We start from the raw sequence: 23839 nt of genomic DNA, 5'->3' as shown, positions 1-23839 counted from the left end.
TCGCTCACGGTCGGAAAAGATAGGCATAAATGCTGCGCGCCGTAGCTTCTGAACAAGAACCTTCTCTGGTGGTCACTATGTCGGACTCTACAACATCAACGGACGCCGCCCTTCGAACGCCTATCGTCGCCGTCCTCGGACACGTCGATCACGGCAAGACGAGCGTACTCGACAAGGTCCGCGGCTCGGCGGTGATCGAGGGCGAAGCGGGTGCGATTACCCAGCACATCGGCGCGACAGCAGTGCCGCTCGACGTCATCTCGGAGATCGCCGGCGATCTGGTCGACCCGACGGACTTCGACCTGCCCGGCCTGCTGTTCATCGACACGCCGGGACACCACTCCTTCGCAACGCTGCGCTCCCGTGGCGGCGCACTGGCGGATATCGCGATCCTCGTCGTCGACGTCAACGACGGCTTCCAGCCCCAGACTGTGGAGGCGATCGAGATCCTCAAACGCTCGGAGACGCCCTTCATCGTCGCGGCGAACAAGATCGATACCGTTCCCGGCTGGAACCCGAACGAGGACGCCCCGGTACAGGAAACGTACGAGAAACAGAGCGACCGCGTGCGCTCGGCACTCGACGAGAAACTCTACGAGATCATCGGCCAACTGAGCGACAAGGGCTTTTCGGCCGATCTGTACTGGCGGGTCCAGAACTTCCAGAACAACGTCGGCGTCGTCCCCGTCTCCGCCATGACCGGCGAGGGGATTCCCGACCTGCTGACGGTGATGATGGGCCTGTCCCAGCGCTACATGAAAGAGGCCATGGAGATCGACGTCTCCGGCCCCGGCGTTGGCACCGTGCTCGAAGTCAAAGAGGAGAAAGGCTTCGGGACGACGCTCGACGTCGTGCTCTACGACGGCACAGTCAAGGAGGACGATACGGTAGTCGTCGGCGCGGCCGACGGCACCATCGTCACGGACGTCCGCGCGCTGTTGAAACCGCGGCCGCTCTCGGAGATCCGGACCGAAAGCCGATTCGAGAACGTCGAGGAACTGAAGGCCGCGGCGGGGATCAAGATCGCTGCGCCCGACCTTGACGACGCGATGTCCGGCGCGCCGGTCCGAGTTGTCCGCGACCGCGAAATCGACGAGGTGATCGAGGAGGTGCAGGCCGAACTCGCCGACATCGCCGTCGACACCGAGGAGCAGGGACTCGTCGTCAAAGCCGACACGCTCGGCAGTCTGGAAGCCATGTCGAACGCGCTCAACGAGGCCGAGGTGCCAATCGTCCGCGCGGAGGTCGGCGACGTCGCACCGCGTGATATCTCCGTCGCCAGCACCGCCGAGGATCCGTTACACGAAGCGATCCTCGCGTTCAATGTCGACGTGCTCGCCGACGCCCACACCGCAGCAGAGGAAGAGGACGTTCGGATCTTCCAGAGCGACGTCATCTACCGGCTGATCGAGGAGTACGAGGAGTTCGTCGAGGAGCGCGAGCAGGCACAGCAGGAGACCATCCTCGACAAGATCACCCGCCCCGCTCGCTTCCAGATCCTGCCCGATCACACGTTCCGGCAGAACGACCCCGCCGTGGTCGGCGTCGAAATCCTCTCGGGAACGCTCCAGAACAACAAGGCTGTCGCCCGGTTCGAGGCTAAAGAACCCGAGCGCGTCGGGCAACTCAAAGGGATCCAGGACGGCGGCGAGGACGTCGACGAGGCCCGCAAGGGCGACCGTGTGAGCATCGCTATCGATGGCCCGACCGTCGGCCGACAGATCGAGGAGGGCGACGAACTCTGGACGGAACTCCCCGAGAAACACGCGAAGATCCTGGAACAGGAACTGCTAGAGGACATCCCGCCGGACGAACGGGACGCCCTGCAGATGTATCTCGACAAGCATCGGCGTCGGGATCCGTTCTGGGGCAAATAACGACTGGACGGTCCGGCGGCTATCGGCACTCGTCCGCGGCGCTACCGCTATCACATCATTTACGATGAAAAACTACGACCGCTGTGGCCGCCTCCAGACCCCAGTAGCGTCCCTGAAAAGGTAGCACGGGCACCGCACCCGCGCTATCTCAGTCGGCGCTGTGCAGCGGGACGGTCCCGCAGTCCGGACAGCCGTTGTGTTTCGTGGTCTGGTAATGCAGCTTCCGGCCACATCCCGAACATTCGTAGTGAGCGTCAGTCATCAAACTGCCATAGACATCTGGGGCGTATGAGCCTTGCGCTAGCGTCCTTCGGGGGGAGCACAAACCCCATCATACTGCGGGTTAGATAGCCTTCGAGAGCGAACAGCACTGTCAGGAGTCAGTCCCAGTGGTCGGGGGCATAGCCCAACCGCTCGACGGTCGGGCGATAAAACAGGCCGACGAGCATCGCCACTATGAGCCCCGCCCAGAACGACAACCCGCCCGGAATCGCTATCTGGGCGAGTTGGACACTGCCAAAGACGAGCAGGACGATGACGAGGAGATGCGGCAGTTCGGCACGCCAGTACTCTGTGTTCATACGAGTGCTAAATCGGCCGCGACTAAAAGACTGCTCAGGGCTGGCTATCGCGCTGTCGGCGTCACGTCGTCCTGCACGGCCTGTTTGACCTGTAGCGCCGCGCAGCGGCGAGTCCACGCGCCACCTCGAACTCGTCGTCGTCGGTGATCAGCGGTTCGTCGTCGAAGTCGTCGCCCTCCGGGGTGAAACCAGCACTGACCGGATGCCCGACCGGCGGTTGTACGGCGACGGTTGCTCTCGCACCGCCAGCGGCTTGCGAGACGTCGGCGTCGACGACGTACTCGTCAGGAAGGAACGAGCGCGTCCGGGCGGCAATCTGGGTTACGTTCTCCCGGAGTACGCGCCGCTGGGCCGCCGTCAGGTCGGACAGATCGGCGGTCGCGCGCTTCCCGGCCTGCGTGGTGCCCGGAGTTCCGGCGTACGGAGTGTTACCGTTCATGAAAAGTCCTTGCTACTGATAGGGAATCCGCTTATAAAAGGGTTCGGGCCAGTGGACGTTTTGCCGCTGTTTTTCTTCTGCCGACGCCGTTACGCATTTGTAGCCGGGCGACCCAGACAAGAATGTTAACATACGGCACGGTAGAACTGTCGTCCACGGCGTGCGGTTCGAGCCAACAAAAGACATATCGGACCCCGTCACGGAGAATCAACACGACCCCGTACACTGGAAATATGAACGAAGTTCAACTGGAAGTCGCGAAAGCCTACCCCAACGACTCGGGGCGTGGCATCGCTCGTCTCGATCCGGATACGCTATTGCACCTCAAGCTTAGCCCTGGCGATATTATCGAAATAGAGGGTGCAGATACCACCGCGGCCAAAGTCTGGCGCGCGGACCGGCAGGACTGGAACACTGACACCGTCCGGATCGACGGGTTCACCCGGCAAAACGCCGACGTCGGCATCGGCGAGCGCGTCACGATCCAGAAAGCCGAGGCCCAGAAGGCTGACTCGCTCGTGCTCGCACCGCCGGAGGAGGCGAGCGTGCAGTTCGGCTCCGACGCCGCCGGAATGGTCAAACGTCAGATCCTCAAGCGGCCGGTTGTCGGGCGTGATATCGTGCCGGTCATGTCCAGCACGAACCATCCGTTCATGCGATCACCGGGCCAGGCAATCCCGCTAATCGCCGTCGAGACCGAACCGGAAGGCGTCGTACTCGTCACCGAAGACACCGACGTCGAACTCCGTGAGGAGCCGATCAGCGGCTTCGAGAAGACCGGTGGCGGCATCACCTACGAGGATATCGGGGGCCTGCAAAGCGAGATCCAGCGGGTCCGGGAGATGGTCGAACTCCCGATGAAACACCCGCAGATCTTCAAAAAGCTCGGCATCGAACCGCCACAAGGCGTGCTGCTCCACGGGCCGCCGGGCACCGGGAAGACGTTACTCGCGAAAGCCGTCGCCAACGAGACCTCCGCCAGTTTCTTCTCTATCGCCGGACCCGAGATCATCTCGAAGTACTACGGGGAATCCGAACAGCAGTTACGAGAGATATTCGAGGATGCCACCGAGGAGTCGCCCTCGATCATCTTCATCGACGAACTGGACTCGATCGCACCCAAGCGCGAGGACGTTACCGGTGAGGTCGAGCGTCGGGTCGTCGCCCAGTTGCTGACGATGATGGACGGCCTCGAATCGCGGGGCCAGGTCATCGTCATCGCGGCGACGAACCGCGTCGACTCGGTCGATCCCGCGCTCCGGCGTCCGGGCCGGTTCGACCGCGAAATCGAGATCGGCGTCCCCGACGAGGTGGGCCGAGAGGAGATCCTCCAGATCCACACCCGCGGGATGCCGCTCAGCGACGACGTGAACCTCGGGCACCTCGCCGACGAGACCCACGGCTTCGTGGGCGCGGATATCGAGAGCCTGACCAAGGAGGCGGCGATGAAGGCGCTCCGGCGCTACCTGCCGGAGATCGATCTCGACGAGGAGGACATCCCGCCGAGCCTGATCGACCGGATGATCGTCAAGCGGAAGGACTTCCGCGGCGCGCTGAACGAAGTCGAACCGTCTGCGATGCGGGAGGTGCTCGTCGAACTCCCGAAGATCAGTTGGGACGACGTCGGTGGACTCGAAGAGGCCCAACAGCAGGTCCAGGAGAGCGTCGAGTGGCCCATGTCAGCCCGGAGAAGTTCACCCGGATGGGCGTCGAGCCACCCAAAGGCGTCCTGCTCTACGGGCCCCCAGGTACCGGGAAGACGCTGATGGCGAAGGCGGTGGCAAACGAGACCAACGCCAACTTCATCAGCGTGCGTGGTCCGCAACTCCTGTCGAAGTGGGTCGGCGAGTCCGAGAAAGCGATCCGCCAGACGTTCCGCAAAGCGCGGCAGGTCGCACCGACGATCATCTTCTTCGACGAACTCGACAGCCTCGCGCCTGCCCGAAGCCAGGAGATGGGCTCGAACGTCTCCGAGCGGGTGGTCAACCAGCTACTGACCGAACTCGACGGCCTCGAAGAGATGGGTGAGGTGATGGTGATCGGCGCGACCAACCGACCGGACATGATCGACCCGGCGCTGATCCGCTCGGGCCGGTTCGACCGACTCGTGATGATCGGTCAACCGGACGTGGAAGGCCGAGAGCAGATCCTCAACATCCACACCGATGACACGCCGCTCGCGGCCGATGTCAGCCTCCGGGAGATCGCGGAGATCACCGACGGCTACGTCGGTAGCGACATCGAATCCATCGCGCGAGAGGCGGCCATCGAGGCCCTCCGCGAGGACGACGACGCCGACTCGGTGGAGATGCGGCACTTCCGACTGGCGCTGGAAGACGTCCGGCCGACGATCACCGATGACATCCTCGACTACTACGAGCAGATGAAAGAGGAGTTCAAAGGCGGCGGCAGCGACCCACGTGGCCCACAGGGCGGCCGCATCGGCTTCCAGTAGCCGATATCGTTCTTTTTGCGATCAGTCTGTGGAGTCGACGATATCTCGCACGCCGTAGAGGTCCTCGACTTCGTACGTCGGCTGTTCCGGTAGCTCTAGGTCCTGTCGGTGTGAGCGTCGGACGAACGCCGAATCGACTCCTGCCTGTCGGGCCGCAACGACGTCCGAACCACTGTCCCCGACGTAGAGGGCGTCCTCAGTGCCGATGGCGGAAAGAGCCTGCTGGAGATAGTACGGGTCCGGTTTCTTCCGACGGATGCCGTCGAGCGTCGGCTGACGCCCGTAACAGATGTCACTGCCCGGAAGGTCGTAGTAGTCGACGATGTAGGAGACGGTGTCGGCCTGATTGTTGCTGACGATGCCGAGTTCCTGATCGAGTTCGTCGAGGATCTCGACGTCGTCGTACAGCGGCTTGCGCCCGGCCCGGATTTCGGCGTGCTGGGCGAGGGCAGCGTTTCGGTCCCGCCGCCGCCAGAACGGTGCGGGGTCGACCCCATAGCGCTCGCAGATCCGCTGGAGTTCGTCCGGAGTGATGCCGTACAGCGCTTCGACGTGCTGGGGGTCGGGGTCGGTGACGCCGAACTCCGCAAACGTCGTCTCGATAGCGCGCGAAAAGACGTCGAGAGAGGTCAGCCACGTCAATACACCGTCGTTGTCGAAGAGCACCGCGTCGTACATGCGAAGCAGTCCGGGATAACGGCGGGCCGTACTTAGCTTCGTCCCAACAGGTCGGATCGGCCGGTCGGACCGGCATCTCCGTCCTGGAGGGCCCACCACGCGGCCAGCACGGAGAGGGCGGCGACGAGAGCCGCACTCCCGGAGATCTGTGGTAGATCGGCGGGACTCACCGGTAATCGCAACTGCAGCATCGTCAGGCCGAGCGCCGCCGCGGCCCCCACGCCGCAAAGGAGATCCGGCGCGTGTCGGCCCCGAAGCCGGTCCGCTCGGACACCCAGATCCCGAGCGCGATCAGCGTGCCGTACGCGAGCAGTCCGATTCCGTAGTAGAGCATATGCAGTCGTAACGAACCGAGACTGATCACGAACGGCGTCGCGACGGCGAACAGTGGGGCGAGACCGGCGATAGAGAACGCCGCCGCTCTGTGTGGCCGATCGAACCGGTCTTCGAGCACCCACGCCGTCGCCGCGACGACGAGCGTGAAGATGAGCATCGCGGTGGCAAAGTGTGCGGTGAGGATCACGACCTCGTACTGGGTAACGGTGAGTCCGCCGAGGATGATCTGGGTGGGAAGGATTGCCAGCGCGGCGGTCATCGCGTACCGAACCCGGCGTGGCTGGTCACCGCGCCAGGCGGCGACGGTCAGACCGAGTAGCATGAAGCCGGTCGGCATCGCGATCAGCCGGTGGAACCACTCGATAAAACTCGGCCAGTTCGCGGGGAACAGGCCAAGCCAGCCGTCACAGAGCGGCCAGCGCCCCTGGCAGGTCAGACCGGCACCCGATACCGCCGTGTAGATGCCGATCAGGATGAGCGAGAATGTTAGCCCTGTCGCCACTGCCATCAGGCGTGGGAAGGAAAACCATCCACCGTCGTCGGGGTCGGATCTACCCGGTGCCATCGTTGCCTGAACTCAGGCTTTCGCCTACTTAGACCTGACCAAAGCGGGGCGGCAGCGACTCGCTTCGACGTTTCTAATACCCTTCCTGCAGACGTGTGCCATATGCGCCAGCAACGTCTCGATGCGTATCTCGAAGCGAACGACCTGCACTCCGTCTGGTTCGCCCGGCCGAACTCTTTGCGTGGCTCACGGGCGGGAACAACGTCGTCGACAGGGAGGGTGATATCGGCGTCGCCGCGGCTGGATACGATGGCGATGGGGTCGTCGTCGTCACGAACGACATCGAAGCGGGACGGCTCCGCGACGAGGAAGTGGGCGAGGACGTCGATGTCGTCGAGTTCGAGTGGCACGCCGAGTCGCTGGCCGAGGCCGTCGAGGCGGAAGCCGAGGGCCCGCGGCGGCCGACTTCGAGGTGCCGGGCTTTGCTTCGGTCGACGCCGGAGCGCTCCGCCAACCGCTGAGCGAGAGCGATATCGACGCCTACCGGTCGCTCGGCCGGCAGACGGCCGAGGCGGTGGAAGCAGTGGCCCGGGAACTCGAAGCGGGCGACACGGAACAGGAAGCCGCCGCGGCGCTCCGTGTCGCGCTCTCGGCCCGAGGGATCGAAGCACCGGTCGTGCTGGTGGGCGGAAGCGAGCGGGCACAGGAGTACCGCCACTACACCCCCAGCCCGTGGAACTGGGCGAGTACGCGCTGGTGTCGGTCACTGCCGAGATGGCCGGCCTGCATGCTTCGTGTACCCGGACGGTCGCGTTCGATGCGCCCGAATGGCTCGAAGAGCGCCACGACGCCGCGATGACGGTCGAGGCGAGCGCGCTCGCGGCGACGCAGGGAGCCGCCGATTCGGCGGCCAGCGCAGGTGACGTGTTCGCCGAGATCCAGGACGCCTACGCCGCGCTTGGCCACGAGGGCGAGTGGCGAGAGCATCATCAGGGCGGTGCGGCCGGTTTCGCGGGGCGAGAATGGATCGCGACGCCTGGTCACGACGCGCCAGTCCACACGCCGACGGCGTACGCCTGGAACCCGACCGTCCAGGGTGCAAAGAGCGAGGACACCGTCCTCGTCACCGAAGACGACTTCGAGGTGCTGACGACGACGGGTCGCTGGCCGACAACTGACGTGGAGGCTCGCGGCCACGATGTCTCGATCGAACGCCACGAGATATTGTTCACAGACGAAGAATAATTACGTCATATTCGACGCAGACGCCGCGACTTACTGCGTTTTTCGACAGTTGTCGATCCGTAGCTTCGATCAACTTTTTACCGTCGGTGATATGTGTATCTATAACATGGGAATGGACGAGGATTCGTTAGAGTATCACGAAGAGGAACCGCCCGGGAAAATCGAGATTTCGACGACGAAGCCGACGAACACGCAACGGGATCTGAGCCTCGCCTACTCGCCCGGTGTGGCCGCTCCATGTCGGAAGATCCGGGACGACGTCGAAGACGCCTACAAGTACACCGCGAAAGGGAATCTGGTCGGCGTCGTCTCGAACGGATCGGCCGTGCTGGGGTTGGGCGATATCGGCTCTGCAGCCTCGAAACCCGTGATGGAAGGGAAAGGCGTGCTGTTCAAACGCTTCGCCGATATCGACGTGTTCGACATCGAACTCGATCACTCGGAGCCAGAGCAGGTCGTCGAGTCGGTCGCCGCGATGGAACCGACGTTCGGGGGATCAACCTCGAAGATATCGCGGCACCGGACTGCTTCGAGATCGAGCGACAGTTGAGCGAGCGGATGGACGTTCCCGTCTTCCACGACGATCAGCACGGGACGGCGATCATCAGCGGAGCGGCACTGCTGAACGCCTGCCGCGTCGCGAACAAGGATCCCGAGGAACTGAAGATCGTCTTCTCCGGTGCGGGTGCAAGCGCGATTTCGACTGCCCGGTTCTACGTCTCGCTCGGCGTCGATCGCGAGAACATTCTGATGTGTGACTCCAGCGGTATCATCACCGAAACCCGCGTCGAAGCCGGCGATGTCAACGAGTACAAAGCCGAGTTCGCGCGGGACGTACCGGAAGGCAGTCTCGCCGACGCGATAGCGGGAGCCGACGTGTTCGTCGGGCTATCTGTCGGTGGGATCGTCAGCCAGGAGATGGTCCGCTCGATGGCGTCCGACCCGATCATCTTCGCGATGGCCAACCCCGATCCGGAGATCACCTACGAGGACGCCAAAGCCGCTCGCGACGACTCGGTCATCATGGCGACGGGTCGCTCTGACTATCCCAATCAGGTCAACAACGTGCTCGGCTTCCCGTTCCTGTTCCGCGGCGCGCTCGACGTCCGCGCGAGCGAGATCAACGAGGAAATGAAGGTCGCGGCCTCGGAAGCGCTCGCCGACCTGGCGCGTCAGGACGTCCCCGACGCGGTCGTCAAGGCCTACGGCGACGAACCGATCCAGTTCGGCCCGGACTACATCATCCCGAAACCACTCGATCCCCGCGTGCTGTTCGAGGTCGCGCCGGCGGTCGCGCAGGCGGCGATGGACAGCGGTGCGGCGCGCACCGAAATCGGCGTCTCCGAGTACGTCGAACAACTGGAAGCGCGACTCGGCAAGTCCCGCGAGATGATGCGGGTGGTACTCAACAAGGCGAAGAGCGATCCGAAACGCGTCGCCCTCGCGGAGGGCGGCGACGAGAAGATCATCCGCGCGGCCTATCAGTTGCAGGAACAGGAGATAGCGGAGCCAGTGCTGATCGGCAATCGCGACTCCATCGAGCAGACGGCAAGCGAACTGGGGCTGAGTTTCGATCCCGAAATCGTCGACCCCGAAAGCGACGATTACGAGAAGTACGTCGACCGCCTCTACGAACTCCGACAGCGCAAAGGTATCACCAGGAGCGAAGCCGAGGAAATGATCCGGGACAGCAACTACTTCGCCTCGGTGATGGTCGAGATGGACGACGCCGACGCGATGCTCTCGGGGCTGACCCATCACTACCCCTCCGCGCTCCGTCCACCCCTGCAGATCGTCGGCACTGCCGATGACGCGGAGTATGCCGCTGGCGTCTACATGCTGACGTTCAAGAACCGCGTCGTGTTTATCGCCGACGCGACAGTGAACCAGAACCCCGACGAAGACGTGCTAGCCGAAGTGACCGAGCACACCGCGGAGCTGCCCGGAGCTTCAACATCGAACCTCGCGCCGCCCTGCTGTCGTACTCGAACTTCGGGAGCGTCGACAACGAGGGGACCAGAAAGCCGCGGGAGGCCGCACAACGGCTCCGTGAAGACCCCGCAATCGACTTCCCAGTCGATGGCGAGATGCAGGCCGACACGGCCGTCGTCGAGGACATGCTCCACGGCACCTACGAGTTCTCGGCGCTGGAGGAACCGGCGAATATACTCGTCTTCCCGAACCTCGAAGCGGGCAACATCAGCTACAAACTGCTTCAACGCCTCGGCGGCGCGGAAGCCATCGGCCCGATGCTCGTCGGGATGGACAAGCCGGTCCACGTCCTCCAGCGGGACGACGAGGTGAAAGACATCGTGAACCTGGCCGGCGTGGCAGTCGTGGATGCACAAGAGGAAGAGTAGCGCGAGTCGGGTGGGGTGGTAGAACCACCCAGACGCCGAGCGTTGCGAGGGGATTCACTGCCGGAGCGGGCATCACCCAGTGAGGCGGCTTTTTGCCCGGGAGTTTTGACCCGAGGGAGAGCCTCGCTAGTCGCTCGCGTGCCGGTCGGCCCGCGACGGCGGGGGAACTCGCTCGTGGTCGATTCGGTGCTGCCGGGGATCACGCAGCGGTCCGGCTCCCGATTAACGTGTGCATACTGGTGTGGCGCGTTTGCGAGCGGATGCGCCGGGTTGTCTTCGCTGCGGATGCGTGCGGCACGCACCTCTTCGAAGCCGGACAGGCGGGCACGGATACCGCGCCAGTGGTTCGACGTGTTCGACGGTGGTGAGAGTGGATGCGGAGGTTCACCGTCGGGGTGCTGTCCGGCGAGAATCGCGTTGTTGACGTTGCCGGCCAGTTCGTTGTGATCGACGAGGACGCCGATGCGGGCGTTCGGGGGTGAGCGAGCGGCCAGTACGTCCAGCCCCAGATGTAACGCCCGATACTCCGCGACGTTGTTGTCCGGGACGGTATGGGGCAACGAGAGTCTCGCTACCCGGGTCCCCTCCCGTGTCTCGATCACTGCACCGAGGCCGCCGCTCTCCTCCCTGTAGGAGCCGTCCGTTGCCACGTAGAAATCTCGGTGGTGGGTTCGAGGCGGATGAGCAATATGCGGAGTCGGTGACTCGTCGAACAAATCTCGCAGTGCCGGCCGGCCATGCGCGGCCATATTTAGCGTCAGGGCACAGGCTAACTTAAGTCCACGGGCGGATAGCGATTTCTGCGGGAAAAAAGCGGGGGAAGGACAGCAACTGAGGGAGGGCTACTGCTTGTGTGGATAGCCGACCAGCAACGCGACGGCGTTCAGCGCCAGCAGTGCGAGGAACGTGTACACTTCGCCGGTGGTCTCGAGTCCCGTCGCCAGCATCGGGACGTGAAGGAATGGGAGCACAACGGCGCTCCAGAAGCCAGCGGCGTAGATCTGATTGACGACCCGGTCCGCGAACCACTTGCGGAGACTTCCGTCGGTAGACTCACCAGCGATCGATCCAGTTTCGTTGTGAATGGAGGGACTTGACATGAGTTTTCCAGCCGTATCTAAGCCATCAGGCTACCATCTCTTATAGGCCGCTGAGCGTTTCTTTGTTTTCGATCCGTTTCAACGCATCAAACACTTCGTATTATGTTTTATAACGATACTAGAGATCGTTAAACATTTTAAAAACAGATTTTAGCCAGTAATTTGGGATTATAGCCGTTTAGGTTATATATCACGAAACGACAGCTGAATGGGGTGAACGAGACCGATCGCTCATTCTCGATCGCTCGCGTCCTCGATGGCGATTATCGTGGTTTCGGTGTCGTCACGCGTCGAGACGGCGTGTTCGTACTCGCCCGGTTCGACGGCAGTCGGAACCGAGAGTGAGAGCGTCTCCTGGCCGCCCGGATCGAGCGCGACAGCGCGGGTAGCCTGCTCGTCGCCGTCGAACTCGTAGACCAGTTCGGCCGTTCCGGGATCCGCACCCGTATTGCGGACGGTGAACTCCGCCGTCACGTTGTCAGCGCGGTCGACCGTCTCGGGTGCCTCGAACCCGAGAATCTCGTACTCGGTGTCCAGCACGGTGACTGTCCGCTCGTCGGACGGGAAGGTGTGTGTCGTCGTGTTGGCGCGCGTGACGGTCACTGGTACCGTCCCGGCCTCGTCGAACCGCACTGACCCAGTGCCCTGCCAGTCGAGCCACTCGGTGCGATTGCCCGCAGTGAGCGTTGCTGGTACCGGTTCGTCGGTATCCGTCCGCCGTGCTGTGAACTCCACCGTCTCGCCACGCTCGACGGTTGTCACATCCGCATCGAGCGCCAGCGGTGCCTCGTATCGCTCGAATCGGATCGTAGTCGTCACCGTCTCAAACGTCTCGCTGTCGGTATCTGGGGCCGCGACCGATAGCTCCAGCCGTGTCGCGCGGTCGGCGCTGACGGTGAACTTCCCGTCGCTTGCCAGTCGTTGCTCACCATCGGTCTCGACGGTCGCGTTGATCGGTTCCTGGGTGTCGCCACGACGCACCGTGAGGCTCACCGATTCGCCGGGCTTCGGGGCCGCGTTGTCCCGGGAGAGCGAGAGCGCGACCGATCGCCGCTCGACCGTGACGGCCGTCGTCGCCTCGGCGAAGGCTTCGGTATCGGTCGACGACTTCGACGCGGTCGCCTCGAACGTTCCGGCGCGCTCGAACGGCACGGTGACACTGCCGACTTCGTTCGTCTCGTAGGTCTCGCCGTCGACGCTGAGACTGCCTGCGACGGCCTCCCCGGCGTCTGCACGGCGTAACCTGAACGTCACATCCTCGCCGGCGGTACTCCGCTCGGCGTCGGCCTCGACTGCCAGCGGGACGTCGAATCGAGTGACGGAGACGATGGTTCCGTCGGCCACGTATCTGGTTAGTTCCGTGTTCTCCTTGTCGGCCCGGACGGTGAACTCGCCGCCACGCTCGAAGGTGATGGCGGCGCGGCCGTTCTCGTCTAACCGATAGTTCTCACCGTCCGCTCTCAGCCGTGCATCCGTTACTGCCGTCCCGTTCTCGTAGCTGACGGCAACCTCGACGGTTTCGCCCGGTTTCAGTTCGGTACGGTTCGGTTGGACGTCGAGTCGAACTTCCTCGGGTCCGTCCTCGCCCCAGTCCTGAAACGGGAACAGCGTTCCGTCGCCGTCGTCGTCGTCGAGTACCGGGGTCGCGCCGAACCCGAGCACGCCCACTGCGAGCGTCCCGAATACGAGCACGGCGATGGCAATGAGGGTGACATCTCGACGAGGGTCGTACCCGCCGGAGCCACTGCTGGCCACGCTGAGTGGCTCCGGCCCGCGTCGTCGGTCAGTCGCGACGTCAGTCTCTGGCGCATTCACGGGCGTCACTTGCTGCACCGGCGTACGTAAGCACAGCGTATAGTCGTTCGGACCGTGGGCCGAGTAGCCGCTCGCGTGGCAGTCGCGTCTCGCAGGACAGTCGTCACGCAGTCTTCCGGGTAGAGAGCCGATGGTGGGTCAGTGACCCATTGTAAGAATACCTTACTACGATAAAACGTAGGCTAGTGGGTAGTATACTGCTACAGGGCTATGTCCGGTGAGACGCTCTGTACACGTAATATCGAACCCCCAAGGCGCTCACTGATCGGGGTTTCATCGGCCATCGAACAGTTTAACATCCTGTAAACTTGTCTATTTAGTATGGTTTACGAGACGGGAAACCGGACAGTCGACGACGCGGTTCGGCGCGTACTCGACGGTGAGCGGCTTGATCGGACTGACGGCCTGGCACTGATCGCCCAGCCTGTCGACGACCTCGCACCGGGCGCGGACTACGTCCGTTCCCAGCTGGGCGACGACACTGTGGACGCGTGTAGCATCGTCAACGCGAAGGCGGGCGACTGTGCGGAGGACTGTGGCTTCTGTGCGCAGTCCGTTCACTTCGATACCGGTATCGACACCTACGGCTTCCTCGGGCCCGAGAAGATACTGGAGGCCGCGAAGCGGGCCGAGCGTGACGGCGCACAGCGGTTCGGCATCGTCGTCGCCGAGAAGGGGGTCAGCAAGGAACACCGGCCCGACGAGTGGGCAGAGGTGCTCGAAGCGATCAGGCTCGTCCGCGACGAGACGAGCGTCGAGGTGGACGCGAGCCTCGGCATTCTCACCGACGAGGAAGCGGAGATACTGGCCGAGGAAGGGCTCAACCACTACAACCACAATATCGAGACCTCGCCGAACTACTTCCCGGAGGTCGTCGATAGCCACACTTTCGAGGACCGAGTCGAGACGCTCGAAGTCGCCAAGGAGGCAGGGATGGATCTCTGCGCTGGCGTCATCCTGGGAATGGGCGAGTCGCCGGCGGATCGGGTTGACGCGGCCATCGCGCTCCAGGAGGTCGGCATCTCCTCGCTCCCGGTGAACGTTCTGAATCCCGTCGCCGGGACGCCGATGGCCGAGCGCCTCGGCGGCACCGCCGACATCACGACCGCCGAAATCGTCAAAACTGTCGCGGTCTACCGACTTCTCCATCCCGAGGCGCGAGTCCGACTCACCGGCGGTCGGGAGGTCAACCTTGCGCCCGACGAGCAGCATCTTCCCTTCGAGGCTGGCGCGGACGGTATCCTCACCGGCGACTACCTCACCACGAGCGGGCAGTCGCCGGGCGATGATATCGAGGCGATGGAGCGTGCCGGGCTACGGCCGAATATGGACGCGAACGAGTTCGACCCGGACGAGGTGAAACGGCGCTCGAACGCCGGCCCGGACGCTGGGAGGAGACCGCGGAAGGGGCGACCGACGACTGAGAGGATTCAGGTATCCGCGGATTCCGTCGGAGTGACTCTTTGCGAGTCGCGCAGATTCGAGAGCCATCGCCATCTCGTCACCGACGAGAACGCTCTCTCTCGCCGTTCGAAGTGAGAAAAGCTATACTCCTCCGGTCGCAGTTCCAAGTCAGTTGCAGAGCGCCGACTGAGTAGATGGGGAGTTAGAAGCGATGAGAACTGTGAAAGTAGACGACTCCGCCGCACAACGGCGGCGACGGGACTGTGTCGAACCATGAGTGAAGACGCCGATTCGGGAGACGACGGTGCGCGTCCGCGCCGAGTCGACGGGACGCTCGACAGCCACGGGTTCGATCCCGCCTCGACACTGAACGACGGTGATGGTCGGTCACACCGCCGACTGTCGCCCGCAAACCGAATCGCGAAACGCGCCCAGTTCGCACCGCCGTCAGGCGGCGCGCTCCCCGTAGTCGACAGCGACGAGCGACTGGTGTTCGCCTCGGACAACTACCTCGGCCTCACGCAGGACAGCGAGATACAGGACGCCGCGGTTGCCGCCGCTGAGGTGGTTGGAACGGGTTCGGGTGCCAGTCGGACGGCGACCGGCGACACGCTTGTCCACCGTGACCTCGAGCATCGACTGGCGGAAACGACGGGGACCGACCGCGCGCTGGTGTTCCCATCCGGCTACGCCGCTGTCGTCGGCACGATTACGGCGCTCGAACCGGACGTCGTCTTTTCCGATGCGGAGAACCACACGGCCGTCACCGACGCCTGTTGCCTGGCCGACGCCGAGACCGTCCACTACGACCACCTGACGTCGCCGACCTGGCCGACCGGTTGGCATCGCGGGCCGATGGGGACGCCGACGAGTCGTGGCTGCTCGTTACCGAATCGGTGTTCGGGACGGACGGCACGGTTGCACCGCTCGCCGAACTGTGCGAACTGGCCGAACGCTACGGCGCGTGGCTACTGGTCGACGAGACACACGCGGTCGGTCTCTACGAGGACGGCGGCGGAATCGTCCAGCGCGACGGGCTTACCGAGCGCGTCAACGTCCAGACTGGTAGCCTCTCGACGGCGCTGCCAGCCAGGGCGGGTACGTCGCCGGGGACGACGTCCTGATCGAGTTGCTGATCGACCGGAGGGAGGCGTGCACGTTTTCGGCCGGGCAGCACCGCCGTCGGCCGCGGCGGCGGTCGAAGCGCTCCACGTTGCGCGAACCGAGGACCGTCAGGAGCGACTCTGGCGCAACGCCGAGTATCTCCGTGACCAGTTAGCAGCGATGGAGTACGAGGTAGATGGGTCGACACAGATCCTCGCGATACCGTTCGACGACCCGGCGGACGCAGTTGGCCTGTGTGAGTTGCTGTACGACCGCGGGGTCGTCGCTCGGGCCGTCGCTCCGTCGGGCCGGTCGGACGCATCGAGTCGGCTCCTGGTGACGCCGATGGCCACTCACTCCGCATCGGATCTGGCCGCTTGCCTCGACGCCTTCCGCGATGCTGGTCGGGAGATCGGTCTGCTGTGAGTCACGGCTGGCCTGCGTCCTGACGGCGGTTACATGAAGTCAGTCAATCCCGCCTGTCCGTCGTCTGAGGCCGACTCCTTCTCGTCCGCGGCGGTGTCATCATCCTCGGTCGAGTCCTGCTCGCTATCCGCGTCCGTTTCGTCGGCCTGATCCCGCGTCGCACCCTCGAACGCGCCGCCGGAGTGCTCGACTGCTTCTTGCCCGCGAAGCTCTTCGGCGTCCTCGACGATCGATTGCACTTTGTTGGTCGTCTTCCCGCTTCCGGTGACAAAGGAGACCTGCTTCTCGTCGAGATCATACACTGCGGCCATCCGAACGGTGAGTTCGCGGTTCTTGCAGTGGTGCGTGATCTCCGCGAGGAACGGGAGGATCTGTCGACGCGCCGTACCGATGCTGGTGCCGCTCTCCTCGGCGATCTGGAGTGCAATGGCGTCCCGGGTTTCCCGGGAGCCACGCGACCGGCCGAGTTTTGACCAGTAGCTTGGCGGGCCGTAGCGCGTCCAGCCGCCTTTCTTTTCCTGGCGGGCCGCCGCGACGCCTGCAGTCATGTTGTCGCCCGCGTAGCGCCAGTAGGAGTAGTCCTGCGTCGCGCGCACCCGGCCGAGCCAGCGGTCGGCGTTGGCGAGGTAGCCGTATGCGTCCGCGAGTTCCCGGCCCGCGTAGTCTTTGGGCATGTTGTCCTCGATCCAGTTGATCATGTCGTCGGGCGTCTCGTCGACGTCGTAGGACGCCTCTGTGCGGCCTGCGGATCGAGCTTTTTGATCACCTCGTCGAGGAAGTCGAAGATGTCCTCGGTCGTGTCTCGCTGGCCCGTCACCACGTCGTCGAGAGTCAGCCGTTCGGCCCGCTCCGCGACGGCCTGGAGGTCGTTGATCGCAGAGCGCAGGTCGCCGCTGGTCTGCGTTGCGATCTGTTCGAGCGCTTCGTCCTCGTACTCGACGCCCTCCTGGCGGCAGATATCCCGCAGGACGGGCACGATAGAGCGCTTCGAGACGTCCCGGAACTCGATCTCCTGACAGGCGTTTCGTAGCCCCTGGGACATGTCGTAGAACTCGTTTGCGATCAGGATCATCGGCTGGTCGGCCTTCTTGACGACGCCGGTGACCGCCGCGGAGCCACCGTAGTCGGCGTTGCCGTGGAAGTTGTCGGCCTCGTCCATGATGATCAGTCGCCGACCGGAACTACCCTGCATGAGCGTTCCTGACTGGGCGGCCTCGCCCGCGACTTTGTCGATCACGTCGGCCTGTCGCTGGTCGCTGGCGTTCAACTCGATCACCGGCCAGTCTTTGTCGTTCGCCAGCGCGTGGGCGGCCGAGGTCTTCCCGATCCCCGGACTGCCGTAGACGATGACCGCCTTGCGGTGCTCGGCCCACGTGTCGGCCCACTCTTTTAGCGCGTCGCGGGCCGTGTCGTTCCCCGGACCTCCGCCAGCGTCGACGGGCGGTATTTTTCGGTCCAATCGCTCATTACCGGAGTGTGGGGCGAACGGCGTTTAGTGGTTGCGGAGTCTCAGTCCTCGCCCGACTCCTCGTCGACTACCAGCACCGGCGCGACTCGCGACCGGACGACAGCGTCGGTCGTACTACCCAGCAGCGCGCGTCTGAACGCCGACCGGCCCTGCGTGCCGAGCAGGATCAGGTCGACATCGTGCTCGGCCGCGTAGTTCTCGATAGCCTCGTGTGGGACACCTTCGAGGATCACTGTCGTCGTCTCGACGCCCGCAGAGTCAGCGCGCTCTGCGATCCGGTCGAGCGTTTCCCGACCTTCTTTCCGGAGGTTGCCCGCGACGGTTTCGGGATCGACGATGGCGTTGTCGTAGGCCGTTCGCGTCTCGATGACGTAGACCAGATGCAGGGTGGCGTCGTAGCGCTCGGCGTGGTCGATGGCGTGGTCGGCCGCCGCGTCGGCGTCGTCGCTACCGTCGGTTGCCAGGAGGATATCGTCGTACATAGTCGAGACTACGGGAGCCAGCATAACAGAACTACCGGCGAGACGTTAGAGGCGGCCCAGCGGCGTCCCCGTCACGACCTCGCCGCCCTTGATGACCGTCTCGATATCGTCGAGCGCGGCGACGTCCGCGGTCGGGTCGCCGTCGATCACGAGCAGGTCGGCGTGATAGCCGGGCGCGATCCGCCCGGCGTCGTCGAGACCGACTGTTTCGGCGGCAGTGCCGGTCATCGCCGTAATCGCCTCGACCGGTGTCATGCCGTGGCGAGCCATGAACTGGATCTCGACCAGGTTCGTTCCGTGGTGGTTGAACGGGGTGCCCGCGTCGGTGCCGCCGGCGACTCTCACGCCGGCCTCGACGGCGCGGCGGAACGACTCGCGATGCGTCTCGTACACCTCGTTCGACTGGGCGTGCGTCTCGGCGGTCGCGCGGTCGCCGTTGTGGAGGATGCGGTGGGGTGCGGTGAGGGTCGGAACGAGTGTGACGTCGTTGTCGAGCATGGCCTGGATCGACTCGTCGTCGAGGAAGGTACCGTGTTCGACGGTGTCGACGCCCGCTTCCGCGGCGGCCTGAATGCCCTCCGCGCCGTGGGCGTGGGTGGCGACGTGGACGTCACGGCGGTGGGCCTCGTTGATCAGGGCGTGGATCTCCTCGCGGGTGAACGCCAGCGATCTGGGATCCGTGCCGGGCGTGGTGACGCCGCCGGTCGCCATGAACTTGATAAACTCCGCGCCCTGCTTGCGCTGTTCGCGGACGGCGCGGCGACACGCCTCGGGGCCGTCGACCTCCATACCGAGATGGTGGCCGTGGCCGCCGGTGATCGTGATCGATCCGCAGTTGGCGACCGTGCGCGGGCCGACGACGTCGCCGCGCTCGATGGCCCGGGCGAGTTCGACGTCGAGGCCGCGCGCGCCCATCGCACGCACGCCGGTGACGCCGCTTTCGAGCGTTCGGCGCGCGTTGGCGATTTCGGTGAACAGCAACTCGGAATCGCTCTTCGTGACGACGTCTTCGACGCTCGCCTCGCCGGACAGCGAGAAGTGGACGTGCGCGTCGACGATACCGGGCAGCAGCGTGTAGCCGCCGAGGTCGACCGTCTGCTCGTCCGCCTTTGCCTTCGATACCTCGGCGACGGCGGTGGTACGTCCGCTCTCTCTATCGAACTGGATCGGCCCGTCGAAGACGTCACCCCCGCCGTCGACGACGCGAGCACCCCGGAGAATCATGCTCGTACGGTGGACGGCGATGCCTAATGAATCTGCCCGTTGCCGGTCGCATGGCTCGGGGCAAACGGCCGGGAAAGAATCAGAGGTACTCGAGTCAGCCTATCACGTCGGGTCGTTGCCACGCTGAAGGAGGTACACCATCTCCCACATGGTATCCTCTAGTTCGTTGCTGTCGGACACTTCCTCGATTTTGCTGTAAAGCGAGTCGGACACTTCGATTTCGGGCATCATGTGTACGTATATCAGTATCGTTTATGAATGTACTGGATTTCAAAATCGAGTTAACACTTTTCTCACCTCCCACCCTCCGGAGTTAAGACCGAGTCTCTCGAAATGTTCCATATGGCCCAGAACTCGGAGCCAGCGGCGATATCACACTGCTGGAACTGTGGGTTCGAGGCACCGGCGGGGAGCGACGAGTGGGAGCGACTCGATGCGGTCTCGATCGGGACGCTAACACGCTGTCCGGAGTGCGGGAGCACGGACGTCTCTTCCGGCCGCTGACGCTCACGAGAACCGACCGGTCACGCCGTCCAGACACCTTTTCCAGAGACATTTCCGCAGGGCGATGTCGTAGCCGCTCGTATCCCGTACATCGTCGAGATGAGCTTTGATTTTCGCCCACTCCTCGTCGGTCAGTGCGATCTCATCGTTCGTCCCCATCACGCCGGTATTGGTCGGATCGTCGTCGTGACACAGGGCGAGGTGAGCGATCTCGTGAAAGACGAGGCGTTCCTGTTCCCAACGATCATCGCGCTCCCCGACGATCGCCCGGTTGCCGACGCTGAAGCCGTTGACGTGGCCATCGACGCCGCTCCCGAGTAGCTTCGCCCAGGGGCTGTACACTGCCCGGCGTACTCCTCGCCGTCGTGGCCCGGGACGACGACGAGTTGGATCGCCACGTCCCGAACGAACGGTTCGACTTCCTCGTGATAGAAGCCGTCACGCTCCCACAGGACGGATTTGACGTTCCAGCCGTAGCGCTCCTCGAAGCGCTCACTGTCGTACTCTCGGGGGTAATCAAGCCACTGGGCGTGGATCCCCCGCTCGCGAAAACGCGTCTCGATGCTCTGTTTCGTCCGCCAGTCGATCGATGTTCCCTCGACGTACCGGACGTCGAGCAAGAGATCCGGGCGGGCCGGGTCGACTCTCTCGAACTGATCCGCTCCGAACAACGCTTCGAGTCGGTCGTTGAACGCCTCCGACCTCTCTTTGTCGTCTGGGATCCCGTCACTGTCCTCGTCAGTGAACCGCCGATCGGCGGCGTAGGCGCTGGCTCCGGTCCCCAGCGGTAGGCCGACGGCCCCGCCCAGCGCGCCGAGCAGGGCCCGACGGCTCGTACCCCTGCCCTCGTCCGTTTGGCGGTCCGTCGATTGGGCCATTCGCTATGGCAAGGATTGGTATACCCTTACATGAATATACTGGCCGTTTGTTGACAGGGTTGCCTCTGCTGAGGAAGTGTACGCTGACACGCGAACTGCAACCGGCGCGGGGCCTACTCCGTCTCGGGTGCGACGAGCGCGTTGTGCTCGTCGAGGAGGTTCGGCAGAACGCCTTCGGACGCCCCGAACATCGCTGGCGCGTCCTCGCTGGCGGCGGTCCGGCCTGCTCGTTGCTTATCGTCCGGGCGGACGCTCTTCGCTGTCGGTTCGGTGTGCGGGTCGTGGGCGGTGCTTGTCGGTGCGGTACCTGTGGCCGCTCGTCGGGTAGTCTGGCTATTTGCTGACATTGGGTCGGGCGCGGCGGATCGGTCGGTTACTGGACGTCGATCAGAAAGAGTGCTCGCGTACTGCTACGTGCGTAACCATCCTACTCATCACTGTGGGCCAATCCTTAATAATTGTTTATGTTACAACCGCCCGGGGATGCGTGTTATCGTATACCGAACTGATATCGATCCAGTGGCCGTGTGCCGTATTCAGCGAACCACCAGATCCGTCGAATCGGCCGCTCTTCACGCCACGTGAGCCCGTACCACTGGACGAGGAGAGGGAAACGCGTTTCACCGGCGCGCGCGGATTCGTGGTAATGAGTTACCGGATCGGACTCGTCGGCAAGCCCTCGGTAGGCAAGTCGACGTTTTTCAACGCGGCGACGATGAACGACGTTCCTGAGGGGGCCTACCCCTTCACGACGATCGACCCGAGTGTCGGCGAAGCCTACGTGCGCGTCCAGTGTGCGGCCCCCGAGTTCGACGAGACCTGTACGCCGTCGGTCGGCTACTGCGACGACGGGACGCGGTTCGTCCCGACGAAACTGGTCGACGTCGCGGGGCTCATCCCCGGCGCACACGAGGGCGCGGGCCTCGGCAACCAGTTCCTCAGCGACCTGAACGAGACCGACGTGCTCGTCCACGTGGTCGATTTCTCCGGCGAGACGGATATCGAGGGCGAACCGACCGAGGGTCACGACCCGCGCGACGACATCGACTTCCTCGAAACCGAACTCGATCAGTGGTATCTGAGCGTCCTCAGAAAGGGGATCGACCGCTACGAGTCCGGCTACACGACCGAAGACGACGATATCGAGGAGGAACTCGCCGAACAGATGAGCGCGTTCCGGACGAGCGAGGACGAGATCAAGCGGCTGATCCGGCGCGTCGGTATCGGCTTCGACCCCGCAGAGTGGGACGACGAGGACGAACTCACACTCGCCCGCGAGATCCGACGCGACACCAAGCCGATGGTCGTCGCGGCCAACAAGATGGATACGCCCGAGGCCCAGGAGAACTACGCCGAAATCACCTCGGATCCGAAGTACGAACACCTGACCATCGTCCCCGCGAGCGCCCACGCCGAGAAGGCACTCAAGTCCGCGGACGAGGGTGGCGTCATCGAGTACACGCCGGGCAACGACGACTTCGAAATCGTCGGTGACGTCTCCGGGAGTCAGGAGGCCGGCCTCGAACAGATCCGCGAGTTCGTGACCGAGTACGGCGCGACCGGCGTACAGGACGCGCTCGAAGCGGCGCTGTTCGATGTGCTCGGCGTCATCCCCGTCTTCCCCGGCGGCGCGAACGGGCTGGGCAACGAGCACGGCGAGGTCCTGCCCGACTGCTATCTCCTCCCGCCGAACTCGACGGCCGAGGACTTCGCGTACAGCCTCCACTCCGATATCGGCGAGGGCTTCCTCCACGCCATCGACTGCCGGTCGAACCGCCAGCGCGGCGCGAGCTCAGACCTCGACGAGCGGGACGTGCTCGAAGTGATCACGACGAACTGAGGATCCGGGAACTCTTTGGAGACGAACAAGGAATTTAAGGTATACGAGTGAAGGGTTTTTGTCCTACCTGGTAGTCATATATCATATAATGCCGCCCAGAACAGTGACATACGTAGAAAAGGCCTGCGCGTACATCACCCGAGAGGATGGGGAATTACTCGTGTTCGATGGGCCCGAGTACGAGGGGAAGCAGGTTCCGAAAGGAACACTGGAAGACGAGGAGACGCCACGAGAGGCACTGTTCCGGGAAGTCCACGAGGAGACCGGGCTCTCGTCGCTCGAATCGGTCGACCACCTGACGACGGACGTCTGGCAGCGCCGTGCATCGCCGCCGCGCTGGTACGTCCGGCACTTCTTCCACGCTACCGTCGACGAACCGCGCGACGACTGGGTCCACACAGTGACGGGCGAGGGCGAGGAGGTGGGTGACGAGTACGACTGTACGTGGGTCGAGACGCCCGAGAAGGCGCGGTTCGCCCTCGACCTCGACGATTACGTCCACCTGCTTGCCAGAGATCAGTTGTCGCCCGTCCCGACCCCACAGCACGGCCGATCCTAAGAGCCGAAGCGTTGATGAGTGGGTACGACGTGAGTCCGGTAGGATGGTCCGCGAGAGGTTCTCGGCGCTCGCTGGACGGCTTCGTAACGAGCTAGATCGGGCGCTACTCGAAGACAACACGCCCGGAGAGATCGCCGGAAGCTTTTCGGTCGGCGTCTTCATTACGGCGATGCCGACGCTTGGGGCGGGACTCCTGATCTTCGTTCTGCTCACGTATCTGTTCGACAGCATCAGCAAGATCGCCCTGTTTGCCTCTGTGCTCGTGCTCAACCCGGTCGTGAAGTGGGGCGTCTACGCCGCGAGCTTCTGGGTCGGCATTCGACTTCTGGGCGCACCGCCGGGTGGTGTCCCCTCCACGGTATCGTTCTCGGCCGGTTCGGATATCGTCGTCCGCCTGCTCGTCGGGAACGTCGTCCTCGCGGTCGTGTTCATGGCTCTCGCGTACCCCCTCTCGCTCCGGGTGGTCAACGAGTGTCACCGCCGGAACATCGAGCCGACCGAACTGCCGCGAGAGATCCTCTCGGACTGAGTAGCCGAACCTGTTTTGACGGTCGGGCCC

The 23839-nt window shown here is 63.8% G+C and carries 18 protein-coding genes and 7 pseudogenes; 10 read left to right on the top strand and 15 right to left on the bottom strand.

Features of this window, described 5'->3' with window-relative positions:
* Window positions 1–77 precede the first annotated feature (77 nt).
* A complete protein-coding gene (gene infB, locus ACFQH2_RS15340) occupies window positions 78–1877 on the top strand; it encodes a translation initiation factor IF-2 (RefSeq protein ID WP_377055079.1) in 1800 nt (599 codons plus the stop codon).
* 380 nt (window positions 1878–2257) lie between these two features.
* On the opposite strand, the gene ACFQH2_RS15335 is transcribed toward infB, so the two are convergent.
* Both ACFQH2_RS15335 and ACFQH2_RS15330 read right to left on the bottom strand, forming a co-directional pair.
* Window positions 2258–2458 carry a hypothetical protein gene (locus ACFQH2_RS15335; protein WP_377055077.1) on the bottom strand — a complete coding sequence of 67 codons (201 nt, stop codon included), beginning with the start codon at window positions 2456–2458 and terminating at the stop codon, window positions 2258–2260.
* A 44-nt stretch (window positions 2459–2502) separates the two neighbouring features.
* A pseudogene (locus ACFQH2_RS15330) lies at window positions 2503–2897 on the bottom strand (DUF5811 family protein).
* Between the two features lie 233 nt (window positions 2898–3130).
* On the opposite strand from ACFQH2_RS15330, the pseudogene ACFQH2_RS15325 reads away from it, so the two are divergent.
* Window positions 3131–5352, top strand: a pseudogene (locus ACFQH2_RS15325) (CDC48 family AAA ATPase).
* A gap of 21 nt (window positions 5353–5373) precedes the next feature.
* Here the strand turns inward: ACFQH2_RS15325 and ACFQH2_RS15320 are convergent.
* The 3 genes from ACFQH2_RS15320 to ACFQH2_RS15310 are packed head-to-tail and all read right to left on the bottom strand — an operon-like array spanning window position 5374 to window position 6931.
* On the bottom strand, window positions 5374–6018 hold the full coding sequence (locus ACFQH2_RS15320) for an HAD family hydrolase (protein ID WP_377076904.1): 645 nt from the start codon (window positions 6016–6018) through the stop codon (window positions 5374–5376).
* 44 nt (window positions 6019–6062) lie between these two features.
* Complete coding sequence (locus ACFQH2_RS15315; RefSeq protein ID WP_377076903.1) at window positions 6063–6221, bottom strand: hypothetical protein; 159 nt, start codon at window positions 6219–6221, stop codon at window positions 6063–6065.
* A gap of 2 nt (window positions 6222–6223) precedes the next feature.
* Complete coding sequence (locus tag ACFQH2_RS15310) at window positions 6224–6931, bottom strand: COX15/CtaA family protein (RefSeq protein ID WP_377076902.1); 708 nt, start codon at window positions 6929–6931, stop codon at window positions 6224–6226.
* A gap of 102 nt (window positions 6932–7033) precedes the next feature.
* On the opposite strand from ACFQH2_RS15310, the pseudogene ACFQH2_RS15305 reads away from it, so the two are divergent.
* Window positions 7034–8116: pseudogene (locus ACFQH2_RS15305) on the top strand (M24 family metallopeptidase).
* A 106-nt stretch (window positions 8117–8222) separates the two neighbouring features.
* A pseudogene (locus ACFQH2_RS15300) lies at window positions 8223–10476 on the top strand (NADP-dependent malic enzyme).
* A gap of 126 nt (window positions 10477–10602) precedes the next feature.
* On the opposite strand, the pseudogene ACFQH2_RS15295 reads toward ACFQH2_RS15300, so the two are convergent.
* The 3 genes and pseudogenes from ACFQH2_RS15295 to ACFQH2_RS15285 all read right to left on the bottom strand — a co-directional run bounded on the left by ACFQH2_RS15295 (window position 10603) and on the right by ACFQH2_RS15285 (window position 13400).
* Window positions 10603–11225: pseudogene (locus ACFQH2_RS15295) on the bottom strand (ribonuclease H).
* Between the two features lie 93 nt (window positions 11226–11318).
* Entirely contained in the window at window positions 11319–11576 is a 258-nt protein-coding gene (locus tag ACFQH2_RS15290; RefSeq protein ID WP_377055063.1) for a hypothetical protein, read from the bottom strand.
* Between the two features lie 231 nt (window positions 11577–11807).
* Window positions 11808–13400, bottom strand: coding sequence for a hypothetical protein (locus ACFQH2_RS15285; protein ID WP_377076901.1), 1593 nt, complete (start codon window positions 13398–13400; stop codon window positions 11808–11810).
* Window positions 13401–13712: 312 nt separating this feature from the next.
* On the opposite strand from ACFQH2_RS15285, the gene bioB reads away from it, so the two are divergent.
* Window positions 13713–14930, top strand: coding sequence for a biotin synthase BioB (bioB, locus tag ACFQH2_RS15280; protein ID WP_377076900.1), 1218 nt, complete (start codon window positions 13713–13715; stop codon window positions 14928–14930).
* A 138-nt stretch (window positions 14931–15068) separates the two neighbouring features.
* Window positions 15069–16325, top strand: a pseudogene (locus ACFQH2_RS15275) (aminotransferase class I/II-fold pyridoxal phosphate-dependent enzyme).
* 29 nt (window positions 16326–16354) lie between these two features.
* Here ACFQH2_RS15275 and ACFQH2_RS15270 read toward each other — a convergent pair.
* The 4 genes and pseudogenes from ACFQH2_RS15270 to ACFQH2_RS15255 form a co-directional block, all read right to left on the bottom strand.
* Window positions 16355–17792, bottom strand: a pseudogene (locus tag ACFQH2_RS15270) (replication factor C large subunit).
* 42 nt (window positions 17793–17834) lie between these two features.
* A complete protein-coding gene (locus tag ACFQH2_RS15265; protein ID WP_377055053.1) occupies window positions 17835–18275 on the bottom strand; it encodes a universal stress protein in 441 nt (146 codons plus the stop codon).
* Between the two features lie 45 nt (window positions 18276–18320).
* Window positions 18321–19499 (bottom strand): metal-dependent hydrolase family protein, encoded by a 1179-nt coding sequence (locus tag ACFQH2_RS15260; protein ID WP_377055051.1) that lies wholly within the window; start codon window positions 19497–19499, stop codon window positions 18321–18323.
* A gap of 102 nt (window positions 19500–19601) precedes the next feature.
* Window positions 19602–19730, bottom strand: a complete 129-nt coding sequence (locus ACFQH2_RS15255) for a phosphohydrolase (protein ID WP_377076899.1) — start codon at window positions 19728–19730, stop codon at window positions 19602–19604.
* A gap of 111 nt (window positions 19731–19841) precedes the next feature.
* Between ACFQH2_RS15255 and ACFQH2_RS15250 the strand changes: the two genes are divergently transcribed.
* Window positions 19842–20003 carry a hypothetical protein gene (locus tag ACFQH2_RS15250; protein WP_377055047.1) on the top strand — a complete coding sequence of 54 codons (162 nt, stop codon included), beginning with the start codon at window positions 19842–19844 and terminating at the stop codon, window positions 20001–20003.
* Window positions 20004–20006: 3 nt separating this feature from the next.
* Here ACFQH2_RS15250 and ACFQH2_RS15245 read toward each other — a convergent pair whose 3' ends face one another.
* The 3 genes from ACFQH2_RS15245 to ACFQH2_RS15235 form a co-directional block, all read right to left on the bottom strand.
* A complete protein-coding gene (locus ACFQH2_RS15245) occupies window positions 20007–20162 on the bottom strand; it encodes a hypothetical protein (RefSeq protein WP_377076898.1) in 156 nt (51 codons plus the stop codon).
* Entirely contained in the window at window positions 20162–20881 is a 720-nt protein-coding gene (locus tag ACFQH2_RS15240; RefSeq protein ID WP_377076897.1) for a hypothetical protein, read from the bottom strand. Before ACFQH2_RS15240 ends, ACFQH2_RS15245 begins: the two co-directional genes overlap by 1 nt.
* A gap of 113 nt (window positions 20882–20994) precedes the next feature.
* Window positions 20995–21228 carry a hypothetical protein gene (locus tag ACFQH2_RS15235; protein WP_377055043.1) on the bottom strand — a complete coding sequence of 78 codons (234 nt, stop codon included), beginning with the start codon at window positions 21226–21228 and terminating at the stop codon, window positions 20995–20997.
* Between the two features lie 299 nt (window positions 21229–21527).
* Here ACFQH2_RS15235 and ACFQH2_RS15230 point away from each other — a divergent pair, with 299 nt between their 5' ends.
* The 3 genes from ACFQH2_RS15230 (at window position 21528) to ACFQH2_RS15220 (ending at window position 23809) form a co-directional block, all read left to right on the top strand.
* Complete coding sequence (locus ACFQH2_RS15230) at window positions 21528–22721, top strand: redox-regulated ATPase YchF (protein WP_377055041.1); 1194 nt, start codon at window positions 21528–21530, stop codon at window positions 22719–22721.
* Between the two features lie 88 nt (window positions 22722–22809).
* On the top strand, window positions 22810–23280 hold the full coding sequence (locus ACFQH2_RS15225) for an NUDIX domain-containing protein (protein ID WP_377055040.1): 471 nt from the start codon (window positions 22810–22812) through the stop codon (window positions 23278–23280).
* A 43-nt stretch (window positions 23281–23323) separates the two neighbouring features.
* Window positions 23324–23809, top strand: coding sequence for a DUF2062 domain-containing protein (locus tag ACFQH2_RS15220; RefSeq protein WP_377055038.1), 486 nt, complete (start codon window positions 23324–23326; stop codon window positions 23807–23809).
* The last annotated feature ends 30 nt before the right edge of the window (window positions 23810–23839 follow it).

The sequence above is a fragment of the Natronoarchaeum sp. GCM10025703 genome, from assembly GCF_042661985.1.
Classification (GTDB): Archaea; Halobacteriota; Halobacteria; order Halobacteriales; family Natronoarchaeaceae; genus Natranaeroarchaeum.
This window is presented reverse-complemented; position numbering and strand designations above follow the sequence as displayed.